The 17,881-nt window shown below is 71.0% G+C and carries 18 protein-coding genes; 6 read left to right on the top strand and 12 right to left on the bottom strand.

From position 1 onward, the window contains the following. Positions 1-197 precede the first annotated feature (197 nt). From fdxA to P9K36_RS21330, 6 genes are all read right to left on the bottom strand, one after another. Positions 198-536 carry a ferredoxin FdxA gene (gene fdxA / locus P9K36_RS21355; protein ID WP_043354612.1) on the bottom strand — a complete coding sequence of 113 codons (339 nt, stop codon included), beginning with the start codon at positions 534-536 and terminating at the stop codon, positions 198-200. Between the two features lie 219 nt (positions 537-755). Beyond that, positions 756-1,049, bottom strand: coding sequence for an RNA-binding S4 domain-containing protein (locus P9K36_RS21350; protein WP_043385109.1), 294 nt, complete (start codon positions 1,047-1,049; stop codon positions 756-758). Positions 1,050-1,061: 12 nt separating this feature from the next. After that, positions 1,062-4,298 carry a helicase-related protein gene (locus P9K36_RS21345; protein WP_278307316.1) on the bottom strand — a complete coding sequence of 1,079 codons (3,237 nt, stop codon included), beginning with the start codon at positions 4,296-4,298 and terminating at the stop codon, positions 1,062-1,064. A 205-nt stretch (positions 4,299-4,503) separates the two neighbouring features. Further along, positions 4,504-4,821, bottom strand: coding sequence for a hypothetical protein (locus P9K36_RS21340; protein ID WP_043351171.1), 318 nt, complete (start codon positions 4,819-4,821; stop codon positions 4,504-4,506). Positions 4,822-5,013: 192 nt separating this feature from the next. Continuing rightward, positions 5,014-5,304, bottom strand: a complete 291-nt coding sequence (locus P9K36_RS21335) for a DUF1330 domain-containing protein (protein ID WP_043385113.1) — start codon at positions 5,302-5,304, stop codon at positions 5,014-5,016. A 72-nt stretch (positions 5,305-5,376) separates the two neighbouring features. Continuing rightward, positions 5,377-6,225, bottom strand: coding sequence for a DUF3108 domain-containing protein (locus P9K36_RS21330; protein ID WP_051044790.1), 849 nt, complete (start codon positions 6,223-6,225; stop codon positions 5,377-5,379). A 454-nt stretch (positions 6,226-6,679) separates the two neighbouring features. On the opposite strand from P9K36_RS21330, the gene rpmB reads away from it, so the two are divergent. Then, a complete protein-coding gene (gene rpmB / locus P9K36_RS21325) occupies positions 6,680-6,982 on the top strand; it encodes a 50S ribosomal protein L28 (protein ID WP_043351177.1) in 303 nt (100 codons plus the stop codon). Between the two features lie 276 nt (positions 6,983-7,258). Here the strand turns inward: rpmB and cobT are convergent, their stop codons facing one another. From cobT to P9K36_RS21305, 4 genes are all read right to left on the bottom strand, one after another. Further along, entirely contained in the window at positions 7,259-9,166 is a 1,908-nt protein-coding gene (gene cobT / locus P9K36_RS21320) for a cobaltochelatase subunit CobT (RefSeq protein WP_278305950.1), read from the bottom strand. A gap of 5 nt (positions 9,167-9,171) precedes the next feature. Continuing rightward, positions 9,172-9,678, bottom strand: coding sequence for a DUF29 domain-containing protein (locus P9K36_RS21315; RefSeq protein ID WP_278305949.1), 507 nt, complete (start codon positions 9,676-9,678; stop codon positions 9,172-9,174). Between the two features lie 5 nt (positions 9,679-9,683). Beyond that, entirely contained in the window at positions 9,684-10,667 is a 984-nt protein-coding gene (gene cobS, locus P9K36_RS21310; protein WP_043358054.1) for a cobaltochelatase subunit CobS, read from the bottom strand. A gap of 208 nt (positions 10,668-10,875) precedes the next feature. Next, positions 10,876-11,502, bottom strand: coding sequence for a DnaJ domain-containing protein (locus P9K36_RS21305; protein WP_043358056.1), 627 nt, complete (start codon positions 11,500-11,502; stop codon positions 10,876-10,878). 109 nt (positions 11,503-11,611) lie between these two features. Here P9K36_RS21305 and P9K36_RS21300 point away from each other — a divergent pair, with 109 nt between their 5' ends. Next, complete coding sequence (locus tag P9K36_RS21300) at positions 11,612-11,908, top strand: BolA family protein (RefSeq protein ID WP_043385118.1); 297 nt, start codon at positions 11,612-11,614, stop codon at positions 11,906-11,908. Positions 11,909-12,077: 169 nt separating this feature from the next. After that, positions 12,078-12,509: an alternative ribosome rescue aminoacyl-tRNA hydrolase ArfB gene (arfB, locus tag P9K36_RS21295; protein WP_043358059.1), complete on the top strand. Its 432-nt coding sequence runs from the start codon at positions 12,078-12,080 to the stop codon at positions 12,507-12,509. Between the two features lie 24 nt (positions 12,510-12,533). Here arfB and P9K36_RS21290 read toward each other — a convergent pair whose 3' ends face one another. Together P9K36_RS21290 and P9K36_RS21285 are read right to left on the bottom strand one after the other, a co-directional pair. Next, on the bottom strand, positions 12,534-13,328 hold the full coding sequence (locus tag P9K36_RS21290; protein WP_043358073.1) for a YoaK family protein: 795 nt from the start codon (positions 13,326-13,328) through the stop codon (positions 12,534-12,536). 69 nt (positions 13,329-13,397) lie between these two features. Further along, positions 13,398-14,345 carry a methyltransferase domain-containing protein gene (locus tag P9K36_RS21285; protein WP_278305948.1) on the bottom strand — a complete coding sequence of 316 codons (948 nt, stop codon included), beginning with the start codon at positions 14,343-14,345 and terminating at the stop codon, positions 13,398-13,400. 68 nt (positions 14,346-14,413) lie between these two features. Between P9K36_RS21285 and P9K36_RS21280 the strand changes: the two genes are divergently transcribed. Genes P9K36_RS21280 through P9K36_RS21270 form a run of 3 tightly spaced genes read left to right on the top strand, consistent with a single transcriptional unit; the run spans position 14,414 to position 17,681 of the window. After that, positions 14,414-15,472: a ligase-associated DNA damage response exonuclease gene (locus tag P9K36_RS21280; protein WP_043358063.1), complete on the top strand. Its 1,059-nt coding sequence runs from the start codon at positions 14,414-14,416 to the stop codon at positions 15,470-15,472. Further along, positions 15,469-17,202: a cisplatin damage response ATP-dependent DNA ligase gene (locus P9K36_RS21275; RefSeq protein ID WP_043358064.1), complete on the top strand. Its 1,734-nt coding sequence runs from the start codon at positions 15,469-15,471 to the stop codon at positions 17,200-17,202. The genes P9K36_RS21280 and P9K36_RS21275 overlap by 4 nt, the downstream gene beginning before the upstream one ends. Further along, positions 17,199-17,681 carry a secondary thiamine-phosphate synthase enzyme YjbQ gene (locus P9K36_RS21270; protein ID WP_278305947.1) on the top strand — a complete coding sequence of 161 codons (483 nt, stop codon included), beginning with the start codon at positions 17,199-17,201 and terminating at the stop codon, positions 17,679-17,681. Before P9K36_RS21275 ends, P9K36_RS21270 begins: the two co-directional genes overlap by 4 nt. Positions 17,682-17,881 lie beyond the last annotated feature (200 nt).

Below are 17,881 nucleotides of genomic sequence, written 5' to 3'. Positions count from 1 at the left end.
CGCACGCGCGGACCAAGCGCGGCGTCAAAGAGTTTTACACTGGTGCCATGGGACAGGAATGACCTGGCCGCGTATCTGGGCTTCGTATGACGCAGCCCCGAGGAGGCCTTCAGCGAAGCGGCGGGGCTGAAAAAACTTCCCGCCCACTGGAAAGCCGCGGGCGCATGCGCGTCAGATCCTGTGAATTCGCCCCGAGCTCAGTCGCCAGATCCAGGATTCGGCGAGAAATGCGCCTCCAGCTTTCCGGCCTTTCCGTCCCACTCCTTGGCGTCGGCCGGAGCTTCCTTCTTCTGCGTGATGTTCGGCCAGGTTTTGGCGTAGTCGGCGTTCAGCTTCAGCCACGTGTCCAGATTCGACTCCGTGTCGGGCTTGATCGCTTCGGCCGGGCATTCCGGCTCGCACACGCCGCAATCGATGCACTCATCCGGATGAATGACGAGCATGTTCTCGCCCTCATAGAAACAATCCACCGGACAGACCTCGACGCAGTCCGTGTATTTGCACTTGATGCAATTGTCGGTGACGACGTAGGTCATCGGATGTCTTCGTCCTAAAACTCGACTTGGCCCGGGCAGAGCCTGGGGACGGCCTGCGCGCGCCAGCGGGCGCTGCGAGGGGAACGCCGGTGAGGCCCGGCGCGGAGCCGGGCTTCGGAGGCCAACGGCTCTAGACCCTGCCTCCCGGGCTGACAAGCGCGTGTGCACCGCATGCGGTCCGCGACGGCCCGCTCGCGCGGGGGCTGTGGCAAAGCCTCATCACTCGTGCGTCTCGACCGGCGGCCCGCCGCCGGACAGATCGTCGTACAGCAGCCGCGCTTCCGGGGCGGGGCCGCGCCGTACGCCGAGGCCGAGGACCCTTACAGCCAGGGTCGCGTGCGGCGCGGCCACCGTCACCACGTCACCGATGCCGATCGCCCGCGCCGGGTTCTCGGCCCGGCTGCCGTTCACCCGGACGAACCCGTCGGAGGCCAGCCGCGCTGCCAGGGACCGGGTCCGCGCGAAGCGCGCGAACCACAGCCATTTGTCGAGGCGCTGCCGGTCCTCCCGCATCCGCGGTGAAGGTCAGCGCTTCCCGCCGTCGCCGGCCTCGAGCTGCGCCTTCAGCGCGGCGAGCTTGGCGAAGGGCGAATCCGGATCGGGCGCCCGCTCGCGCCGGGGCGGCCGCTGGTCGGGCCGCGGGCCGGCATGGCGCTGCTCCGCATTGCGCTGATCGTCGCGGCGTTCCGGCCGACCACCCTCGAACCGGTCGCGGCGTGGACCGCGATCCCGTCCCGGCCGCGGGCCGCCGTCGCCACCTTCGGCGCGACGATGCTCCGGCCGGCCGCCATCCGCGCGTCCCTGGCCCGGGTTCTGGCCCGGCTGGCCCGCATCCCGGCCGCGTCCCGCGCCGCGGGGGCGATTCTGCGGACGCTGGTGCGCCGGGCGCTGATGCCGCTGCAGGCGCCAGACGTCGATCTGCGGAACCTCCGCGGCGGGTTCGCCCTCCGCGGCCGTGCCTTCGGCCGCATCGGCCGCAGCGGGCTCCGCCTCGGCCGTGCCGGGCGCGGCCTCCTCGGTGGCGGAGACCGGCTCGGCGACCGGCGCAGCCTCCTGGGGAGCCTGGTCTGGTTGCTCCGATCCGGCGCCGGTCGCCTCCGCGTGCGGCGCATCGCCCGCGGGCTCCTCGGCCTGCTCTCCGGCGGTCGCATCGGCTGCGAGGTCCGACGCCTGATCCTCGGTCGGGGACGCCTCGCCCTCGACGGCCGGGACCTCATCCCCCGGGGAGGCGTGTTCCGCGGCGGTCTCGACGTCCTCCGCGGCCGGAGCCTCGTCGCCGGCCGGCTCCGCGGCATCCGCCTGCGCGGCAATGGCCTCGTCGGAAGACGCCTCGGCCGGGGCGGCCTGTGCGGCCGGCGCCGTGGCCGCAGCGGGGACGAGCGGCACCGTGATGGCGGGGCCCGGACGCGTCTCCACGTTGTAGCCCAGGGACTTCAGGATCGAGGCGAAATCCTCGCCCGAGCAGCCGACCAGTGAGGTCATGCCGACGGTGGCCACGAAGCCGTCGCCGTCGGCCGTTCCGTCCGGCGGGGCGCCCGGGGTGGTGCCGGGGCGATAGGCGATGGCCGGGCGGATCAAGTCGGCGAGCCGCTCCAGGATGTCGACGCGCACCGCGCGCTCGCCGCTGACCCGGAAGCCGGCCGCGCGGTACAGCCCCTTGGCGATCTCGCGGTCCACCTTGATCGAGGTGCGGCCGGAGCCGGCCAGATGCGCGATCTCGTCGAGGCCGCGCTGGTCGAGGCCGCCGTTGCGCAGGGCCCAGAGCTGCGCCGCGAGCGTCCGCGGCGCCGGCTTGAGCAGGGCCGGCAGGAAGATGTGGTAGGCGCCGAAGCGGACGCCGTGGCGGCGCAGCGCCCCGCGGCCGTCCTGATCGAGGCTGCGCATCTCGTGCGCCACCTTCGAGCGTTCCAGCACGCCCAGCGCCTCGACGACCTGGTAGCCGATGCCCTTGGCGAGACCCGTGAGGTCCGCCGCGGTCTCGATCTCCATCAGAGGGCCGAGCAGGCGCACGATGTAGGCTTTCAGCCACGCATCGAGGCGGGCCTCCACCTTCTCCCGGTGCGCGCCGGTCAGGCTGTCGTCCGCCAGCAGACGGATCTGCGGGGCGAACAGCTTCTCGCCGGGGGTGAGCTTGGCCACCGGCGCGCCGGTCCATCGGATCGTGCCGTCATGCGAGAGCACGAGGGTCGAATCGGCGGTCGCGGCGAATCGTTCGGCCCGCGCCTCGATCTCGCCCGCGAGCGCCTTCTCGGCGGCGCTCCTCAGGGTCTTGGCCTCGTGCCCTTCGGCGCTGGCATCGGGAACGAACAGGAATCCGTGAAGGTGGCCGACATGCTGACCCTCGACGGTGACGTCACCGTCGGCGGTGATCTGGGCTTCGAGCATCGTGTTCTCTCTCAGGCGCCGCATCAGGACGCTGGTGCGCCGGTCGACGAAGCGGCTCGCGAGGCGTTCGTGCAGGGCGTCGGACAGTCTGTCCTCTACCCGACGTGTCTCGCCCTGCCAATGTTCCGGGTCGCGCAGCCAGTCGGGTCTGTTGGCCACGAAGGTCCAGGTGCGTCCCTGGGCGATCCGACGGGAAAGGGTGTCGATGTCGCCGTCGGTCCGATCGATCATGGCCACCTGCTCGGCGAACCACGTGTCGGGGATGCGGCCGGCCATCCCCTTCATGAGGAATCGGTAGAGCTGGGCCACCAGATCGGCGTGCACCTGCGGGTGGACCTTGCGGTAGTCCGGCACGCCGCAGACGTCCCAGAGCCGCCTCACCGTGGCGGCGCTGCGCGCCATGTCGCGGATGTCGTCCTCCTTCATGAGGATCTCGAGCGCCTGCTGATCCTCGCCCATGGGGGCGCGGGTCAGCCCCGATTCGCGCGGGTGCTCGTCGAGGCTCGCCTGCAAGCCCTCCAGGCTGCCGAAGCGCAGGTCCGGATTGCGCCATTGCAGGATGCGGAGGGGATCGAAGTCGTGGCTCTCGAGCCGCTCCACCAGCTCGGCCTCGAAGGTCGGGCAGCGCCCGGTGGAGCCGAAGGTGCCGTCGGCGAGGTGGCGCCCGGCGCGGCCGGCGATCTGGCCCATCTCGGCGGGGGTGAGCTTGCGGAAGCGGGTGCCGTCGTACTTCCAGTTCGCCGCGAAGGCGACGTGGTCGACGTCGAGGTTGAGGCCCATCCCGACGGCATCGGTCGCGACGAGGTAGTCCACGTCGCCCGCCTGGTACATCTCGACCTGGGCGTTGCGGGTCCGGGGGGAGAGCGCGCCGAGCACCACTGCGGCGCCCCCGCGCTGACGCCGGATCAGCTCGGCAATGGCGTAGACCTCCTCGGCCGAGAACGCGACGATCGCGGTGCGCCGGGGCAGGCGCGACAGCCGCTTCTCCCCCGCGAAGGTCAGTTGCGACAGCCGCGGCCGGGTCGTGGTGTGGACGTTGGGGATCAGGTCCTGAACCAAAGGCAGCATGGTCGAGGAGCCGATCAGGAGGGTTTCCTCCCGGCCGCGGACGTAGAGCAGGCGGTCGGTGAAGACGTGGCCGCGGTCCATGTCGGCGGCGAGCTGGATCTCGTCGATGGCCACGAAGGCCACGTCGAGGTCGCGAGGCATCGCCTCGATGGTGCAGATCCAGTAGCGCGGCCGGTCCGGCTTGATCTTCTCCTCGCCGGTGACCAGCGCGACCTTCTCGGGGCCGACCTTGGCGACGACGCGCAGGTAGACCTCCCGGGCGAGAAGCCGCAGGGGCAACCCGATCATCCCGGTCGGGTGCGCGAGCATCCGCTCGATGGCGAGATGCGTCTTGCCGGTGTTGGTCGGCCCGAGGACCGCGGTGACGCCGCGGGCGCGGGCATCGCGGGACAGCGAGCGGCTGGGCGAGGGGCGGAGCAGCGCGTCGATGGTCGGCGGTTCCTTCGAACGGGAAGGCCGTCGCGGCGCCGTCGCGGCGCGGGCGGGGAGGCGGGTTCGACCGGCCGGCCGCGTCTCAGGGACGGTAGGGCCGGGACGGTCCGCCCTCATATGGGATGCCGCCCCCGCCAGGTCCAATCTGGGGCGTGATCATCGGGAAGATGTCGATCTGCGTCGTCGGCGTGCCCGGCTGCGGTGCCACGTCGGCGCAGAGCGTGTCGGGCACCGCCACGAGGGGGCCGCGCCGCGGCGGCCGGTGCTCGACGACTTCGGCCGACGAGAAGGCGTCACCGCCGCAGCCCGGATCGGCGGTGCCGGCGCTCAGGGGCTGCGCGGCCGCCGGGCCGGTGACGACGGCCAAGGCGAGGGCGATTCGGAGAGCAAGCGGGCGCATCCGCCGATTATCGCCGGGAACGTGAAGATTTCCTCCACCGCCGGCCGCGCGCTCCGGAGCCGCCTCCTCTGGGCCCGCAGGCACCTGAGGGAGAGCGCCACGGTTTCAGGCCTCGCGCTGCCCGAAGGCGCGGCGCTCCGGGCTGAGGGCGGCGCGGGCTGCATCGACCGCGGGCTCCGAACGCCAGGCGGATCAGTCGACGCCTTCGACGAGGACCACCTCGCCGATCCCCGCCGGCCGGCGCTTGGCGACGGCGGCCTGGTACTCGGGCGAGAAATAGTAGGCGCGCGCCGCCTCGTAGGACTCGAATTCCAGCACGACGTTGCGCGGACGGGCCTCGCCCTCCAGCGCCTCGCAGCGGCCGCCGCGCACCAGCGGCGTGCAGCCGTACTTGCGCATGGCCTCGGAGGCCAGGGCGGCGTAGTCCTTGTAGGTCTCCGGATCGGTGACCGTCATCCGGACGATGATGTAGCCCTTGGGCATTGGCTGACCTCCCTGGCGCGGCTGTCGCGCCGCGCGGACGTGCCGGGAAAGCCGCGGGCGGTCAAACCGCCGCTACTGCCCGGGCAGGCTCGCCTGTGCGACGCTGGTGCCGGCGGCGCCGGCCGTCCCGGTCGTGCCCGCATTGCCGCCCTGGCTCCAGCGCGTCGCCTCGATGATGTTGGTGCCGATCGTGGTGAGCACCGAGATGCGCAGCGGGATCAGGACCCGCGTCCCCTCGACGGGGGCGAGCCAGACCGACATCTCGCGGTTCTCCTCCATGAACTTCACCCCCGGCCGGTCCGGGCGGTGGCCGGCCACCGCCTGGTAGCGGGCGTTGCAGACGAGCACCGGGCCGGCATAGCCGGGCTTCTGAACCGGGCGCGTCTCGGCGTAGCTCAGCACCACGTTGAAGCGGGTGGCGCCATCGAAGACCGGCAGGGTGCGGTTGCAGTTTTCCGGATCGAGGGGCTCGCCGCGTCCCTGAGTCGGCATCAGCAGGGCGCTGACCGGGTCGATGATGCCGCGCTTGTTGGAGGCTGTGACCGGGACGCGGTCCTGCATGTCGACGAGGGGCGGCGTGATCTCGGCCTGGACCACGTTGCCGTGCGCCAGGGCCATGCGCACCGCGATGCCGGAACTGGCCGTCTGGGTCGCGATGGCGAAGGCGCCGGGCTGCGGTGCCGCCGCGAAGCTTCCGGAGGCCCGGGCCGAGCCCTTGCCGCCGGTGATCGCGCCGACGAGGCCCGTGAGCACCGCCGACACGTCCATGAGGTAGCGGTCGCGGTCGAACGAACCGGCCAGCCGCGCCGTGCCGATCGGCAGGCCGGCGAGGTTGATGCCGTAATCGACCGCCACGGTCGCGGCAGCCCCCGCGGCCCGCTTCGCGCGCGACGCCCGCGAGGCGGCATCGGCCGGAGCCATGAGGGCAGCGAGGGCGAGGAGGCTGCCCGCGAGGCGCCCGGCAGCGTGCTTTGTCACAGGCTTGATCATCCGACGGATTGGCGTGGCGCTCATGATCCGGATCGCATCCCAGGGCGGGCGGCCCAAGACACGCGCTCGGACACACCCTCTCGAACACCCCCGCGCGTCGGACGCCTCTCGAGGCCCGGAGCCGGGAGAGGCACCTTCCTGCAGGTGGAAGAAGGCTATATCCCGGCATCGTGGTTAACAGACCGTTGGGCGGCCGGGGCGGCCCGGGCGGCTCTGCGGTCGGCGGGCACCTTGACGCGGCGCGCCTTCGTCGCCTATAGGCTCGCGCCTTCAACAGGACTCCGCCGGACCTGGAACACGCAATGGGCGCCGCCTGCTGCGACGATGATCGCGCCGGTCGCGATCGGGTCTATTCGGGCGGAACGAGACGGGATCGTTTTTTATCATGGCGCGCCGCTGCGAACTCACCGGCAAGGCCGTTCAGGTCGGCCACCTCGTGAGCCACTCGAACCGCAAGACCAAGTGCCGGTTCCTGCCGAACCTGTGCAACGTCACCCTCCAGTCCGACGCGCTCGGCAAGCGCGTCCGTCTGCGGGTCACCGCGCACGCCCTGCGCTCCGTGGAGCACCGCGGTGGGCTCGACGCCTTCCTGATCAAGGCTGGCGAGGGCGACCTGTCGCAGACCGCCCGCCTCCTGAAGCGCGAGATCCACAAGAAGCTCGCCGAGGCCCCGGCCGTCGCGGCCTGAGTCTCCGGGCTTCACGCCATCCTTCATCGGACGGTTCGAACCGCCGTGGCCCCCGAGGCCGCGGCGGTTTCCGCTTGCGCACAACAGGCACAGTGATCCGGAAAATCCCGTTCACGACCGCATCCTGAGGGGGCCGCGGCAGCGGGCCGCCAAGGAGGGCTCCAGGGGTCGGGCGGCCTGACGGAGGTTTCCTTCGCGGCCTCCGCGGCGCTCCGGCATCTCAGGATGAGAGGCCGGAGCGGATGGGCCTCGAGGTCGGAGAAGGCCCGCGGACGGTCAGCGCCGCCCGCCCGCCGCGCGCAGCATCCGGCCGGTCGGTGCCGGCGTGCCGTTCTCCTCGAACAGCTCCGCGAGCTTCTCGGTCATCGCCCCGCCGAGTTCCTCGGCGTCGATGATCGTCACGGCGCGGCGGTAGTATCGCGTCACGTCGTGGCCGATGCCGATGGCGAGCAATTCCACCGGCGAGCGCGTCTCGATCTCCTCGATCATCCAGCGCAGGTGCCGTTCGAGGTAGTTGCCGGCATTGACCGACAGGGTCGAATCGTCCACCGGCGCGCCGTCCGAGATCACCATCAGAATCTTGCGCTGTTCCGGCCGGCCGAGCAGGCGCTTGTGCGCCCAATCCAGCGCCTCGCCGTCGATATTTTCCTTGAGCAGACCTTCGCGCATCATCAGGCCGAGGTTCTTGCGCGCCCGCCGCCAGGGGGCGTCGGCCGATTTGTAGACGATGTGGCGCAGGTCGTTCAGGCGGCCGGGATTCGGCGGCTTGCCGGCGGCGAGCCACGCCTCGCGGCTCTGGCCGCCCTTCCAGGCCCGGGTGGTGAAGCCCAGGATCTCCACTTTCACGCCGCAGCGCTCCAGTGTCCGCGCCAGGATGTCGGCGCAGGTCGCCGCCACGGTGATCGGCCGGCCGCGCATCGAGCCGGAATTGTCGAGGAGCAGCGTGACGACCGTGTCGCGGAAGTTCGTATCCTTCTCCTGCTTGAAGGAGAGGGGCTGGTAGGGGTCGATGACCACGCGCACGAGCCGCGCCGGGTCGAGCTGACCTTCTTCCAGGTCGAAGTCCCAGGCGCGGTTCTGCTGGGCGAGGAGACGGCGCTGAAGCCGGTTGGCGAGGCGGCCGACCACCCCCTGCAGATGGGAGAGCTGCTTGTCGAGGTAGGAGCGCAGGCGCGCCAGCTCGTCGGCGTCGCACAGCTCCTCGGCGTGGATGACCTCGTCGAACCGGGGGTTGAACACCCGGTATTCGGGTCCACGCGCCTCGTTGCCCTGCCGCTGGGGCGGCCGCGAGGCCTCCGAGGCCTCCTCGGATTCCGCATCCTCCGCCTCCTCGGGCAGCTCGCCCGAGGGCGCATCGGCGGATTCCTGGGCGCCGTCCTCGATCTCGTCGGACGCTTCCTCGGAGGTCTCGATCTCGGCGCGCTCGCCCTGGCTCTTCTCCTCCGAATCGCCCTCGCTCGGGTTCTGCTCCTCGTCCTGGGCGTCGTTCTCGTCGTCGTTCTCGTCATCCTCGGCGTCGAACGGCGTCTCGTCCGACATGTCGAGGGAGGTGAGGAGATCGCGCACCGAGCGGGCGAACTTGCGCTGGTCCTCGATCGAGCCGATCAGCCCGTCGAGATTCGGGCCGGCCTTGGACTCGATATGCTCGCGCCACAGTTCGACGATCTTGGTGGCAGCCTCGGGCGGCTTCTGGCCGGTCAGGCGCTCGCGCACCATCAGGGCGACCGCGTCCTCCATGGGGGCGTCGACCCGGTCGGTGATGGTCTCGTACTTGCCGCCGCGGTGGTAGCGGTCCTCCAGCATCGCCGAGATGTTGCTGGCGACGCCCGCCATCCGGCGCGAGCCGATCGCCTCGACCCGGGCCTGCTCGACCGCGTCGTAGACTGCCCGGGCAGCGGCGTTCTCGGGGGCGAGGCGGCGATGGACGGCGACGTCGTGGCAGCCGAGCCGCAGCGCCATGGCGTCGGCATTGCCGCGCAGCACCGCGACGTCCTGCGCCGAGAGCTTGCGCGGCGGCTCGGGCAGCCGGGCCTTGTCGCCGGTGAGCGCCGGCCGGTCGGTGGCGTAGGTGACCTCGACCTCGGAGCGCCGGGCGATGGCGCGCAGGCAGCCGGCCACCGAGCGCTTCAGGGGCTCGGCCACGGGTTCGCGGCGCTCGCCGGGCTTGCGGTTGGAGATGGACATGCGGGCTACCGGTCGACGTCGACTTCGAAGGGGCGATTCAGGATGTCGTCCCAGCTGTAGGGACACTCCGCGGGCAGGGTTTTGGGCGAGCGCCTCATCTGCCGGGCCGCCCCGAGGCGACCGAGGCGGAACCCGTCGCGCTGCGCCTCGTCCAGGCTGGATCTCAACCCGGGGCTCTTCCGCAGCTGGATCAGGATGCGCTCACGGTGCTCGGCGATGCTGAGCGTCGAGCTGCGGCTGCGGCGTTCCGGCTGATGATCCCATTCCAGCATGTGGAGCACGACGATCTCCACAGCGCTGGTGAGCCGATGATATTCGCTCAGGCCCACGTCGCTCAGCTCCTCGGCGATGTTGTCGAGGTCGAGGGCGTCCACCCGGCCGGCGCGGAGCAACGCCACCTGCTCCTGAACCCAGCTATAGAGATCATCCGCGTAGCGCGTCCGCCCCTCGGCATGCGGAGCCGCCGGAGCGTCCTCGCGGGTCGGGGCCGGATGCGCCATCGCGTCCTCCATGCAGATCAGCTCAGCGCGACGTTCACCGCGCTCTCGGGCAGCTCCTTGCCGAAGGCGCGCTGGTAGAACTCGGCCACCAGCGTCCGCTCCAGCTCGTCGCACTTGTTCAGGAAGGTCACCCGGAAGGCGAAGCCGATATCCTTGAAGATGTCGGCGTTCTCGGCCCAGGTGATCACCGTGCGCGGGCTCATGACGGTGGACAGATCGCCGTTCATGAAGGCGTTGCGCGTGAGATCCGCCACCCGCACCATCCGGTTGACGATGTCGCGGCCCTGGTCGCTCCGGTAATGCGTGGCCTTCGAGAGCACGATGTCGACCTCGCGGTCGTGGGGCAGATAGTTCAGCGTCGTGACGATCGACCAGCGGTCCATCTGACCCTGGTTGATCTGCTGGGTGCCGTGATAGAGGCCCGAGGTGTCCCCCAGTCCCACGGTGTTGGCCGTGGCGAACAGCCGGAAGGCCGGGTGCGGGCGGATCACGCGCTTCTGATCGAGGAGCGTCAGGCGGCCCGAGAGTTCCAGCACGCGCTGGATCACGAACATCACGTCCGGGCGGCCGGCATCGTACTCGTCGAATACGAGGGCTACGTTGTTCTGCAGCGCCCAGGGCAGGATGCCGTCCTGAAAGGCGGTGACCTGCTTGCCGTCCTTCAGGACGATGGCGTCCTTGCCGACGAGGTCGATGCGCGAGACGTGGCTGTCGAGGTTGATGCGGATGCACGGCCAGTTCAGCCGGGCGGCCACCTGCTCGATATGGGTCGACTTGCCGGTGCCGTGATAGCCGGTGACCATCACGCGGCGGTTGCGCGCGAAGCCCGCCAGGATCGCGAGCGTCGTCTCCCGGTCGAAGATGTAGTCCGGATCGAGATCCGGCACGTGCTCCTCGGGCTCGGCATAGGCCGGGACCTTGAGGTCGAGGTCGATGCCGAAGACATCGCGGACGGAGACGGTGCGGTCGGGCAGCGCGGCGGGCGTATCGTCAGAGAGCATTCGGAACCTCGTGAGGCGCGGTCGCTCCACTCCCTAGCAGTGGAGCATCCGCGCGAAAGGACGTCGAGCCGGGCCTCCGCGGCGGGGCGAAGCCATCCTTAGACGGCGACGCGCCCGGGCGCCACCGACCGGCATCGACCCCATATAGGGTCGCGCCGTGCGGATTGCCCTATCCCGGATGCGAACCGGCGTGCAGGGTTCGTGCCGGTCAGCAGAGTCCGGCTCCACGCAGCACGTCGTGAGCCCGGATGATGTCGCGCAGCCGCTCCTCGAACGACCGGTCGCCGCCGTTGGCGTCGGGGTGGAAGCGCTTCACCAGGATCTTGTACTGCGCCTTGATGGCGGCCGAATCCGCGCCTTCCTCAAGGCCCATCACGTCGAGGGCCCGGCGGACCGTGGCCGAGTGACGGGGCTTGCGCGGCTCCTCGGGCTGACGCGCGCGCCGGCGGGCATCGCCGACGCCCTCGCCGCGCAGGATGCCCAGCGGATCGACATAGGCCCAGTCGCGGGCCGGCTCGTCGGCCGGTTTCGCCTGGCCGGTCCGGTTCACGCCCATCGCCCAGGTCGGGCGATGTCCGATGATCGCGTCCTTCTGATAGGCCTGGACGGCGGCATCGTTCATGCCGTCGAAGTAGTTGTAGGTCGCGTTGTAGGCGCGGACGTGGTCCATGCAGAAGCGCCAGTACTGGCCCTCCGCCTTCCGGCCCTTGGGCGCCCGGTACAGACCCGGATGGGTGCAGCCCGGACTCTCGCAGACGCCCTCGGCCGCGGCTTTCGGCTCGTCGCAGGACGGTTTGATCCGGATGCTGTCGAACAGGCGCGAGTTGAGATCCATGACGGGCCGATTATGAGGGGGCAGACCTGAGACACAAGGGCACCGGGCCTGATGACGCATGCGCGGGATCGGGCTTGACGGCAGCCCACGAACGCGACGCGAGGGCAGGATGACGGATGGTGCGGGCGCGGGGGGCACCCTGCGGGACTGGATGGAGACGCGGCTGCGGGAGCAACTCGCGCCGGCGCGCCTCGACGTGATCGACGAGTCGCATCTGCATGCCGGTCATGCGGGGGCACGGCCGGGGGGCGAGACCCACTACCGGCTCGACATCGTCGCGTCGGCGTTCGAGGGCAAGAGCCGCGTGGAGCGGCACCGCTTGGTGAACGCAGTCCTGGACGATGCGTTCAAGCGCGGTCTTCACGCCCTCGCCGTGCGCGCCCGCACGCCGGCCGAGGCCGCCTGACCCGGCCGCGCGGCCGCCCGCGGGCAGCCCTCGGTCCGCCCGGGTCGGTGGCGTGGGCGGGGCAGCGGATTGAGCGGAATGTGGTTATGGGGATACCCCTCTGCATCCTCCGCCCCGCGCCCGATACGCGGGCGCGGCGGCCGTTGACGATCCTGTCGGAGAGGCCGCCATGTCCCTGCGGGTGACGCCGCGCATCGCCATCGCGGAGGACGAGATCACCTTGTCCTTCATGCGTGCTTCGGGCGCGGGCGGCCAGAACGTCAACAAGGTCGAGACGGCGGTCCAGCTCCGCTGGCCGGTCCTGGATTCGCCCTCCGTGGACGACCGCGTGAAGGCGAACGTGGTGCGGCTCGCGGGGCGGCGCATGACCAAGGACGGCGTCCTGGTCCTCATCGGGCAGCGGCACCGGACGCAGGAGCGCAACAGGGCCGAGATCCTGCAGCGCCTCGTCGACCTCGTGGCCGAGGCCGCCAAGCCGCCGCCCCCGATCCGCCGGGCGACGAAGCCCACGAAGGGCTCCAAGGAACGGCGGATCGTCGCCAAGAAGAGCCGTGCCGTGATCAAGCAGGGCCGGGGCAGCTACCGGGATTCCGACGGCTGATCCCGCACCCGCCCCGGTGGGATCTCAGTGGATCGCGTCGATGACCTCGGCCTTCGGGCTGGCGTCGGGCGCCGGAGAGGAGCCCGCCACCAGCGTGCTGCCCGGCTTGGCGATGGTCAGCACGATCGCGATCAGCGCCAGGATGGCGGCGAGCGCCGCCGGGAACAGGAAGGCCGATTCGCCGTAACGGATGTCGAGCAGGCCGCCAACCACTGCGCCGGTGCTGAGACCGGCCCAGAGCGGCGCCTGGATCCAGAAGGAGGGCGCCACCGTGCCGAGCAGCAGGTTGGCGCAGCCGGTGCCGAAACGCACCACGGCGCCGGTGACGTACGTGAGCGCCAGCGAGCGGCCGCCCTCGTCCTGCAGCGTCGCGTTCTGAAGGCCCAGCGCCAGAACGATGGGATAGGCGTGCAGCGGATAGGCGAAGGTGCCCCACGGCATCAGCAGGCCGCCGGCGAGCAGCAGGGCCTGGAGCGTCAGCAGCACGGCGAGGCGCCAGCGCCCGACCCAGGCGGCGATCAAAGTCCCCAGGAAGGCGCCGAAGCAGAACATGCAGATGGTGCTGGCGACGCGGGTGACGTTCTCCCAGTCGCCATTGGCCACCGCCACGCCGAAGCGGGTGGTGTTGCCCGACATGAACGACATGAACAGCTGCGAGAATTCCAGGAAGCCGATGGAATCGGCGCAGCCCGCGAGCGCGGCCAACGCGATCGCGAACGGGATGCGGGTTCGCGGATCGGCCGGAAAGGACTTGTCGGCCGGCGGTTCTGGCTTCCGCTCCGGTGTCGCGCGGCCTGTCCTGTTTCCGTAATCCGCCATGCTGATCCCCCGATCGAGCGGCCGCGCCCATTCGCGGCCGACAAACAATGGACGAAGAGCCAAGCGGTTTCATGCCGATGTGCGGCGCAGCACAACGACGCGCCCCGGCACCGGCCGCCCACCCTCGCGCCGGATGTGGGCGGGACGCAGAGTCAGGATCTCCAGTCCGGCGCCGGCGGCCGTCGCCGCGATGTGGGCATCGGCATGGGCATAGCGTCCGTCCTTGCCCAGGACCGAGCCGGCACCGTCGTGGGATTGCACCGTGACGGCGCCGAGCCCGCCCGGTCGCAGGACCCGGCCGATCGCCGTCAGGAACGCGGCGAGGTCCGCCACGTAGATCAGGACGTCCGCGGCGAGGCAGAGATCGGCGCAGGCCTCCGGCAGGTCCGCCAGGGCGGCGGCGAGGTCGCCTTCGATCAGGCGATCGTAGAGCGGCCGATCCCGCCACGTCTTGGCCCGCGCCAGCGCCAGCATCCCGGGGGAGAGGTCGATCCCGGTGAGATGATCGACCCGGTCGCGCAGAACGGTGCCCATCAGCCCCGTGCCGCAGCCGAGATCGAGCGCGACCGGGAAGCGCTCCGGGACGCCCGGCAGGGCGTCGCGGACGCGTTGCGGGCCGACATAGCCCAGGCCCTCCACGAGGTGGTGCTCGAAACGCGGCGCGTAGTCGTCGAACAGAGCCCGGACATAGGCGGGCGACAGGACCGGGAGGCCGTCGCCGACACCCAGGCGGACGAGATGCGTGCGCACGCCCAGCCTGTCCTCCGGATCGATCTCGAGGGCGCTGGCATAGGCGCGTGCCGCCGCGGCACGCAGGGCCGGATCGGCGCCGGAGGCCGCCAGACCCTCCCGCGCCCGGCCCAGCAGGAGCCAGGCGGGCGCGTAGCGCGGAGCAAGGTCCAGGACCTGCTCGGCGAGGTCGGCGGCGCCCGCATGGTCGCCGTCGGCCAAGCAGGCCTCCGCGTAGCGATAGCGGCGATCGGCGAGGAGGTCGCCGGAACTGAGCTGCGAGGCCATGCGTCTGCCGGGTCGGGGGCGCCTATATATCGGGGCCACCGGCGGACTCCACCGGCTGCACGGACCCGATGCCGATACGCGCCAGCGATCTCCTCACCCTGACCCGCGAGGGTCTCTATTGCCCGCTCGGGCGCTTCCACGTCGATCCGACCTGGCCGGTGGAGCGCGCGCTGATCACCCACGGGCACGCCGACCATGCCCGCGCCGGCCACGGACAGGTTCTGGCGACGCCCGAGACCCTGCGGATCATGGCGGTGCGCTACGGCGCGGAGTTCTGCCGCCAGCGGCAGGAGGCGCCGCTCGGTGCGGCGCTCCGCGTCGGCGACGTCACCGTGCGCTTCGCGCCGGCGGGCCACGTGCTCGGCTCGGCGCAGATCGCCATCGAACGGGACGGGGTCCGGGTCGTGGTCTCGGGCGACTACAAGCGGGCGCCGGATCCGACCTGCCTGCCCTTCGAGGTGGTACCCTGCGACGTGTTCATCACCGAGGCGACCTTCGGCTTGCCGGTCTTCACGCATCCCGACACGCGGGGCGAGGTCCGCAAGCTCCTCGACTCGGCGCGGCTGTTCCCCGAACGCGCCCACATCGTCGGCGCCTACGCGCTCGGCAAGGCGCAGCGGGTGATGGCGCTTCTCCGGGAGGAGGGCTGGGACCGCCCGATCCACCTGCACGGCGCCATGGAGAAATTGACGACGCTGTACAAGGAGGAGGGGGTGCCGCTGGGCGACACGCCCAAGGTCGTGGCTGCCGAGCGCAAGGACCTGCAGGGGGCGATCGTGATCTGCCCACCCTCGTCGATCCAGGATCTGTGGTCCCGGAAATTCCCCGATCCCGTGACCTGCTTCGCCTCGGGCTGGATGCGGGTGCGCGCCCGCGCCCGCCAGAAGGGCGTCGAGCTGCCGCTGGTGATCTCCGACCATTCCGACTGGCCGGACCTGTGCCGCACCATCCGCGACACCGGTGCCGGAGAGGTCTGGGTCACGCACGGTCAGGAGGATGCGCTGGTCCATTGGTGCGGGACGCAGGGCATCAAGGCCAAGCCCCTCCACCTGCTCGGCTACGGCGATGACGGCGAGGCCGAGCCGGGCTCCGTCGAGGCCGGCTCCGGGACGGAGGCGGCGGCGTGAACGCATTCGCCCACCTCCTCGACCGCCTCGCCTACGAGCCGCGCCGCAACGCCAAGTTGCGGATGCTGCAGGACTACTTTTCGCGCACCCCCGATCCTGAACGCGGCTACGCGCTCGGCGCCATGACCGGCACGCTGAGCTTCCGCGAGGCCAAGCCGGCGCTGATCCGCGGACTCGTCGAGGAGCGGATCGACCCGGTCCTGTTCCGGCTGTCGCACAACTACGTCGGGGATCTCGCCGAGACGACGGCGCTGATCTGGCCCGTCCCATCTCTCTCTCCCCCCGCAGAGGCGGGAGGGGATGGGGCCGCCGGGATCGGCCACAACAACCCGCCGCCACCGAGTCTGGCCGAAGTCGTCGAGACGCTCAGCACGATCCCCAAGCGCGAGCTCTCCCGTCACCTCGCCGGCTGGCTCGATGCCCTCGACGAGACCGGGCGCTGGGCGCTCCTGAAGCTCGTCACCGGCAACCTGCGGGTCGGTGTCTCGGCGCGGCTCGCCAAGACGGCCGTCGGCGCCTTGGGCGGCCACGAGGCCGATGCCGTGGAGGAGGTCTGGCACGGGCTGACCCCGCCCTTCGCGACCCTGTTCGCCTGGGTCGAGGGCCGGGCCGAGCGGCCCGAGACCCTGAATCCCGCCCCGTTCCGGCCGCCGATGCTGTCGCACCCGATCGAGGAGGAGGCCGACCTCGAGAAGCTGGAGCCCGAGGCCTTCTCGGCCGAGTGGAAGTGGGACGGCATCCGCGTCCAGCTCGTCGGCGGCCCCGACCGGGCGGGTCAGCAAGTCGGAAAGGTCTATTCCCGCACCGGCGAGGACATCACCGGGGCGTTCCCGGATCTCGCCGAGGCCATCACCTTCACGGGGGCGATCGACGGCGAATTGCTGATTTTGCGCGAGCGGCGCGTGCAGAGCTTCAATGTCCTCCAGCAGCGCCTGAACCGGAAGGCGGTGACGGCCAAGCTCCTGGAGGAGTTTCCCGCCCATGTCCGGGCCTACGACCTCCTCACCCTCGCGGGCGAGGATCTCCGGGCCGAACCCTTCGAGGCCCGGCGGGAGAAGCTGGAGGCGCTGGTCACCCGCCTCGACCACGCGCGGATCGATATCTCGCCCCGTGTGCCCTTCGCGGATTGGGCGGCGCTGGCAGCCGCACGGGCGGATCCGGCCTCGGTGGGGGCGGGCGAGGATGCCGACGCCATCGAGGGCGTGATGCTCAAGCGCCGGAACAGCCCCTACCTGCCGGGCCGTCCCAAGGGACCGTGGTGGAAGTGGAAGCGCGAGCCCCACATCGTCGATGCCGTGATGATGTACGCCCAGCGCGGGCACGGAAAGCGCTCGTCCTTCTACTCGGACTACACGTTCGGGGTCTGGCGGGCGGCGCCCGAGGGCGGCGACGAGCTGGTGCCGGTGGGCAAGGCCTATCACGGCTTCACCGACGCGGAACTCGCCAAGCTCGACCGCTACGTCCGCAACAACACCACCAAGCGCTTCGGCCCGGTGCGCGAGGTCGCCCATGGACGCGACGCCGGGCTGGTGCTGGAGATCGCCTTCGAGGGCGTCCAGCGTTCGACCCGGCACAAATCGGGGGTGGCGATGCGCTTCCCCCGGGTCAGCCGCATCCGCTGGGACAAGCCGCCCGCCGAGGCCGACCGGATCGACGTGCTGGAACGGATCCTCGCTCGCGGCGAGCGCGAGATCGCGCCGGGGGCGACCCTGATGGAGGAGACCGGATGAGACGGGGAAACACCAGGGCCGGCACGATCGGTCCGGTCGAGGCGCTGGCCTCCGGCGCCGTTGAGCGCCACGCGAGCGGGCGCCTCACCATCGCAACCGCGGGGCCGGGCTTCACGGATTTCACCGCCGCGGTGGCGGCCTTCGTGCGCGGCAGCGGCATCCGGGACGGTCTCGTCACGGTGTTCTGCCGGCACACCTCGGCCTCGCTCACCATCCAGGAGAATGCCGACCCCGACGTCCAGACCGACCTGATGACCGCGCTGGACGGGTTCGCGCCGCGGCAGGCCGGCTACGTCCACGGCGCCGAGGGACCGGACGACATGCCGGCCCATATCCGCACCCTGGTCACCGATTCGGCCCTCACCATCCCGCTGATCGACGGAACGCTGGCGCTCGGCACGTGGCAGGGGATCTACCTGATCGAGCACCGCGACCGGCCCCATCGGCGGGAGATCGTGCTGAGCGCCCTCGGGGCCTGACGCCTCCACGGTCGCCGCAGGTGGAGCGAAGCGACCCGGGCCAGCGCGACCGGATCGGGCTCGGCGCGGCGGGATTGCGGCGCCCCGCTACCCCCGACGCCCCCGGGCCGGCTCAGCAACATGTGTAAACACACCGTCGGTTAACCATAGTGCGCGCCTATGGGTCGTCGTCGGATCGGGAGCCGTGCCGCTCCGGCGAA

This window comes from Methylobacterium sp. 391_Methyba4 (assembly GCF_029691625.1).
GTDB lineage: Bacteria > Pseudomonadota > Alphaproteobacteria > Rhizobiales > Beijerinckiaceae > Methylobacterium > Methylobacterium fujisawaense.
Note: the sequence above shows the minus strand (reverse complement) of the source record. Positions and strands in the feature narration are given on the sequence as shown.

Bases quoted from the DNA above. Each gene is read 5' to 3' on its own strand.
- P9K36_RS21290 (WP_043358073.1), bottom strand. From the start codon at position 13,328: ATGGCGGATTACGGAAACAGGACAGGCCGCGCGACACCGGAGCGGAAG.
- P9K36_RS21335 (WP_043385113.1), bottom strand. From the start codon at position 5,304: ATGCCCAAGGGCTACATCATCGTCCGGATGACGGTCACCGATCCGGAG.
- P9K36_RS21315 (WP_278305949.1), bottom strand. From the start codon at position 9,678: ATGGAGGACGCGATGGCGCATCCGGCCCCGACCCGCGAGGACGCTCCG.
- P9K36_RS21300 (WP_043385118.1), top strand. From the start codon at position 11,612: ATGACGGATGGTGCGGGCGCGGGGGGCACCCTGCGGGACTGGATGGAG.
- P9K36_RS21330 (WP_051044790.1), bottom strand. From the start codon at position 6,225: ATGGCTCCGGCCGATGCCGCCTCGCGGGCGTCGCGCGCGAAGCGGGCC.
- cobT (WP_278305950.1), bottom strand. From the start codon at position 9,166: ATGTCCATCTCCAACCGCAAGCCCGGCGAGCGCCGCGAACCCGTGGCC.
- arfB (WP_043358059.1), top strand. From the start codon at position 12,078: ATGTCCCTGCGGGTGACGCCGCGCATCGCCATCGCGGAGGACGAGATC.
- cobS (WP_043358054.1), bottom strand. From the start codon at position 10,667: ATGCTCTCTGACGATACGCCCGCCGCGCTGCCCGACCGCACCGTCTCC.
- fdxA (WP_043354612.1), bottom strand. From the start codon at position 536: ATGACCTACGTCGTCACCGACAATTGCATCAAGTGCAAATACACGGAC.
- P9K36_RS21280 (WP_043358063.1), top strand. From the start codon at position 14,414: ATGCCGATACGCGCCAGCGATCTCCTCACCCTGACCCGCGAGGGTCTC.
- rpmB (WP_043351177.1), top strand. From the start codon at position 6,680: ATGGCGCGCCGCTGCGAACTCACCGGCAAGGCCGTTCAGGTCGGCCAC.
- P9K36_RS21270 (WP_278305947.1), top strand. From the start codon at position 17,199: ATGAGACGGGGAAACACCAGGGCCGGCACGATCGGTCCGGTCGAGGCG.
- P9K36_RS21340 (WP_043351171.1), bottom strand. From the start codon at position 4,821: ATGCGCCCGCTTGCTCTCCGAATCGCCCTCGCCTTGGCCGTCGTCACC.
- P9K36_RS21285 (WP_278305948.1), bottom strand. From the start codon at position 14,345: ATGGCCTCGCAGCTCAGTTCCGGCGACCTCCTCGCCGATCGCCGCTAT.
- P9K36_RS21350 (WP_043385109.1), bottom strand. From the start codon at position 1,049: ATGCGGGAGGACCGGCAGCGCCTCGACAAATGGCTGTGGTTCGCGCGC.
- P9K36_RS21305 (WP_043358056.1), bottom strand. From the start codon at position 11,502: ATGGATCTCAACTCGCGCCTGTTCGACAGCATCCGGATCAAACCGTCC.
- P9K36_RS21345 (WP_278307316.1), bottom strand. From the start codon at position 4,298: ATGCTCGCGCACCCGACCGGGATGATCGGGTTGCCCCTGCGGCTTCTC.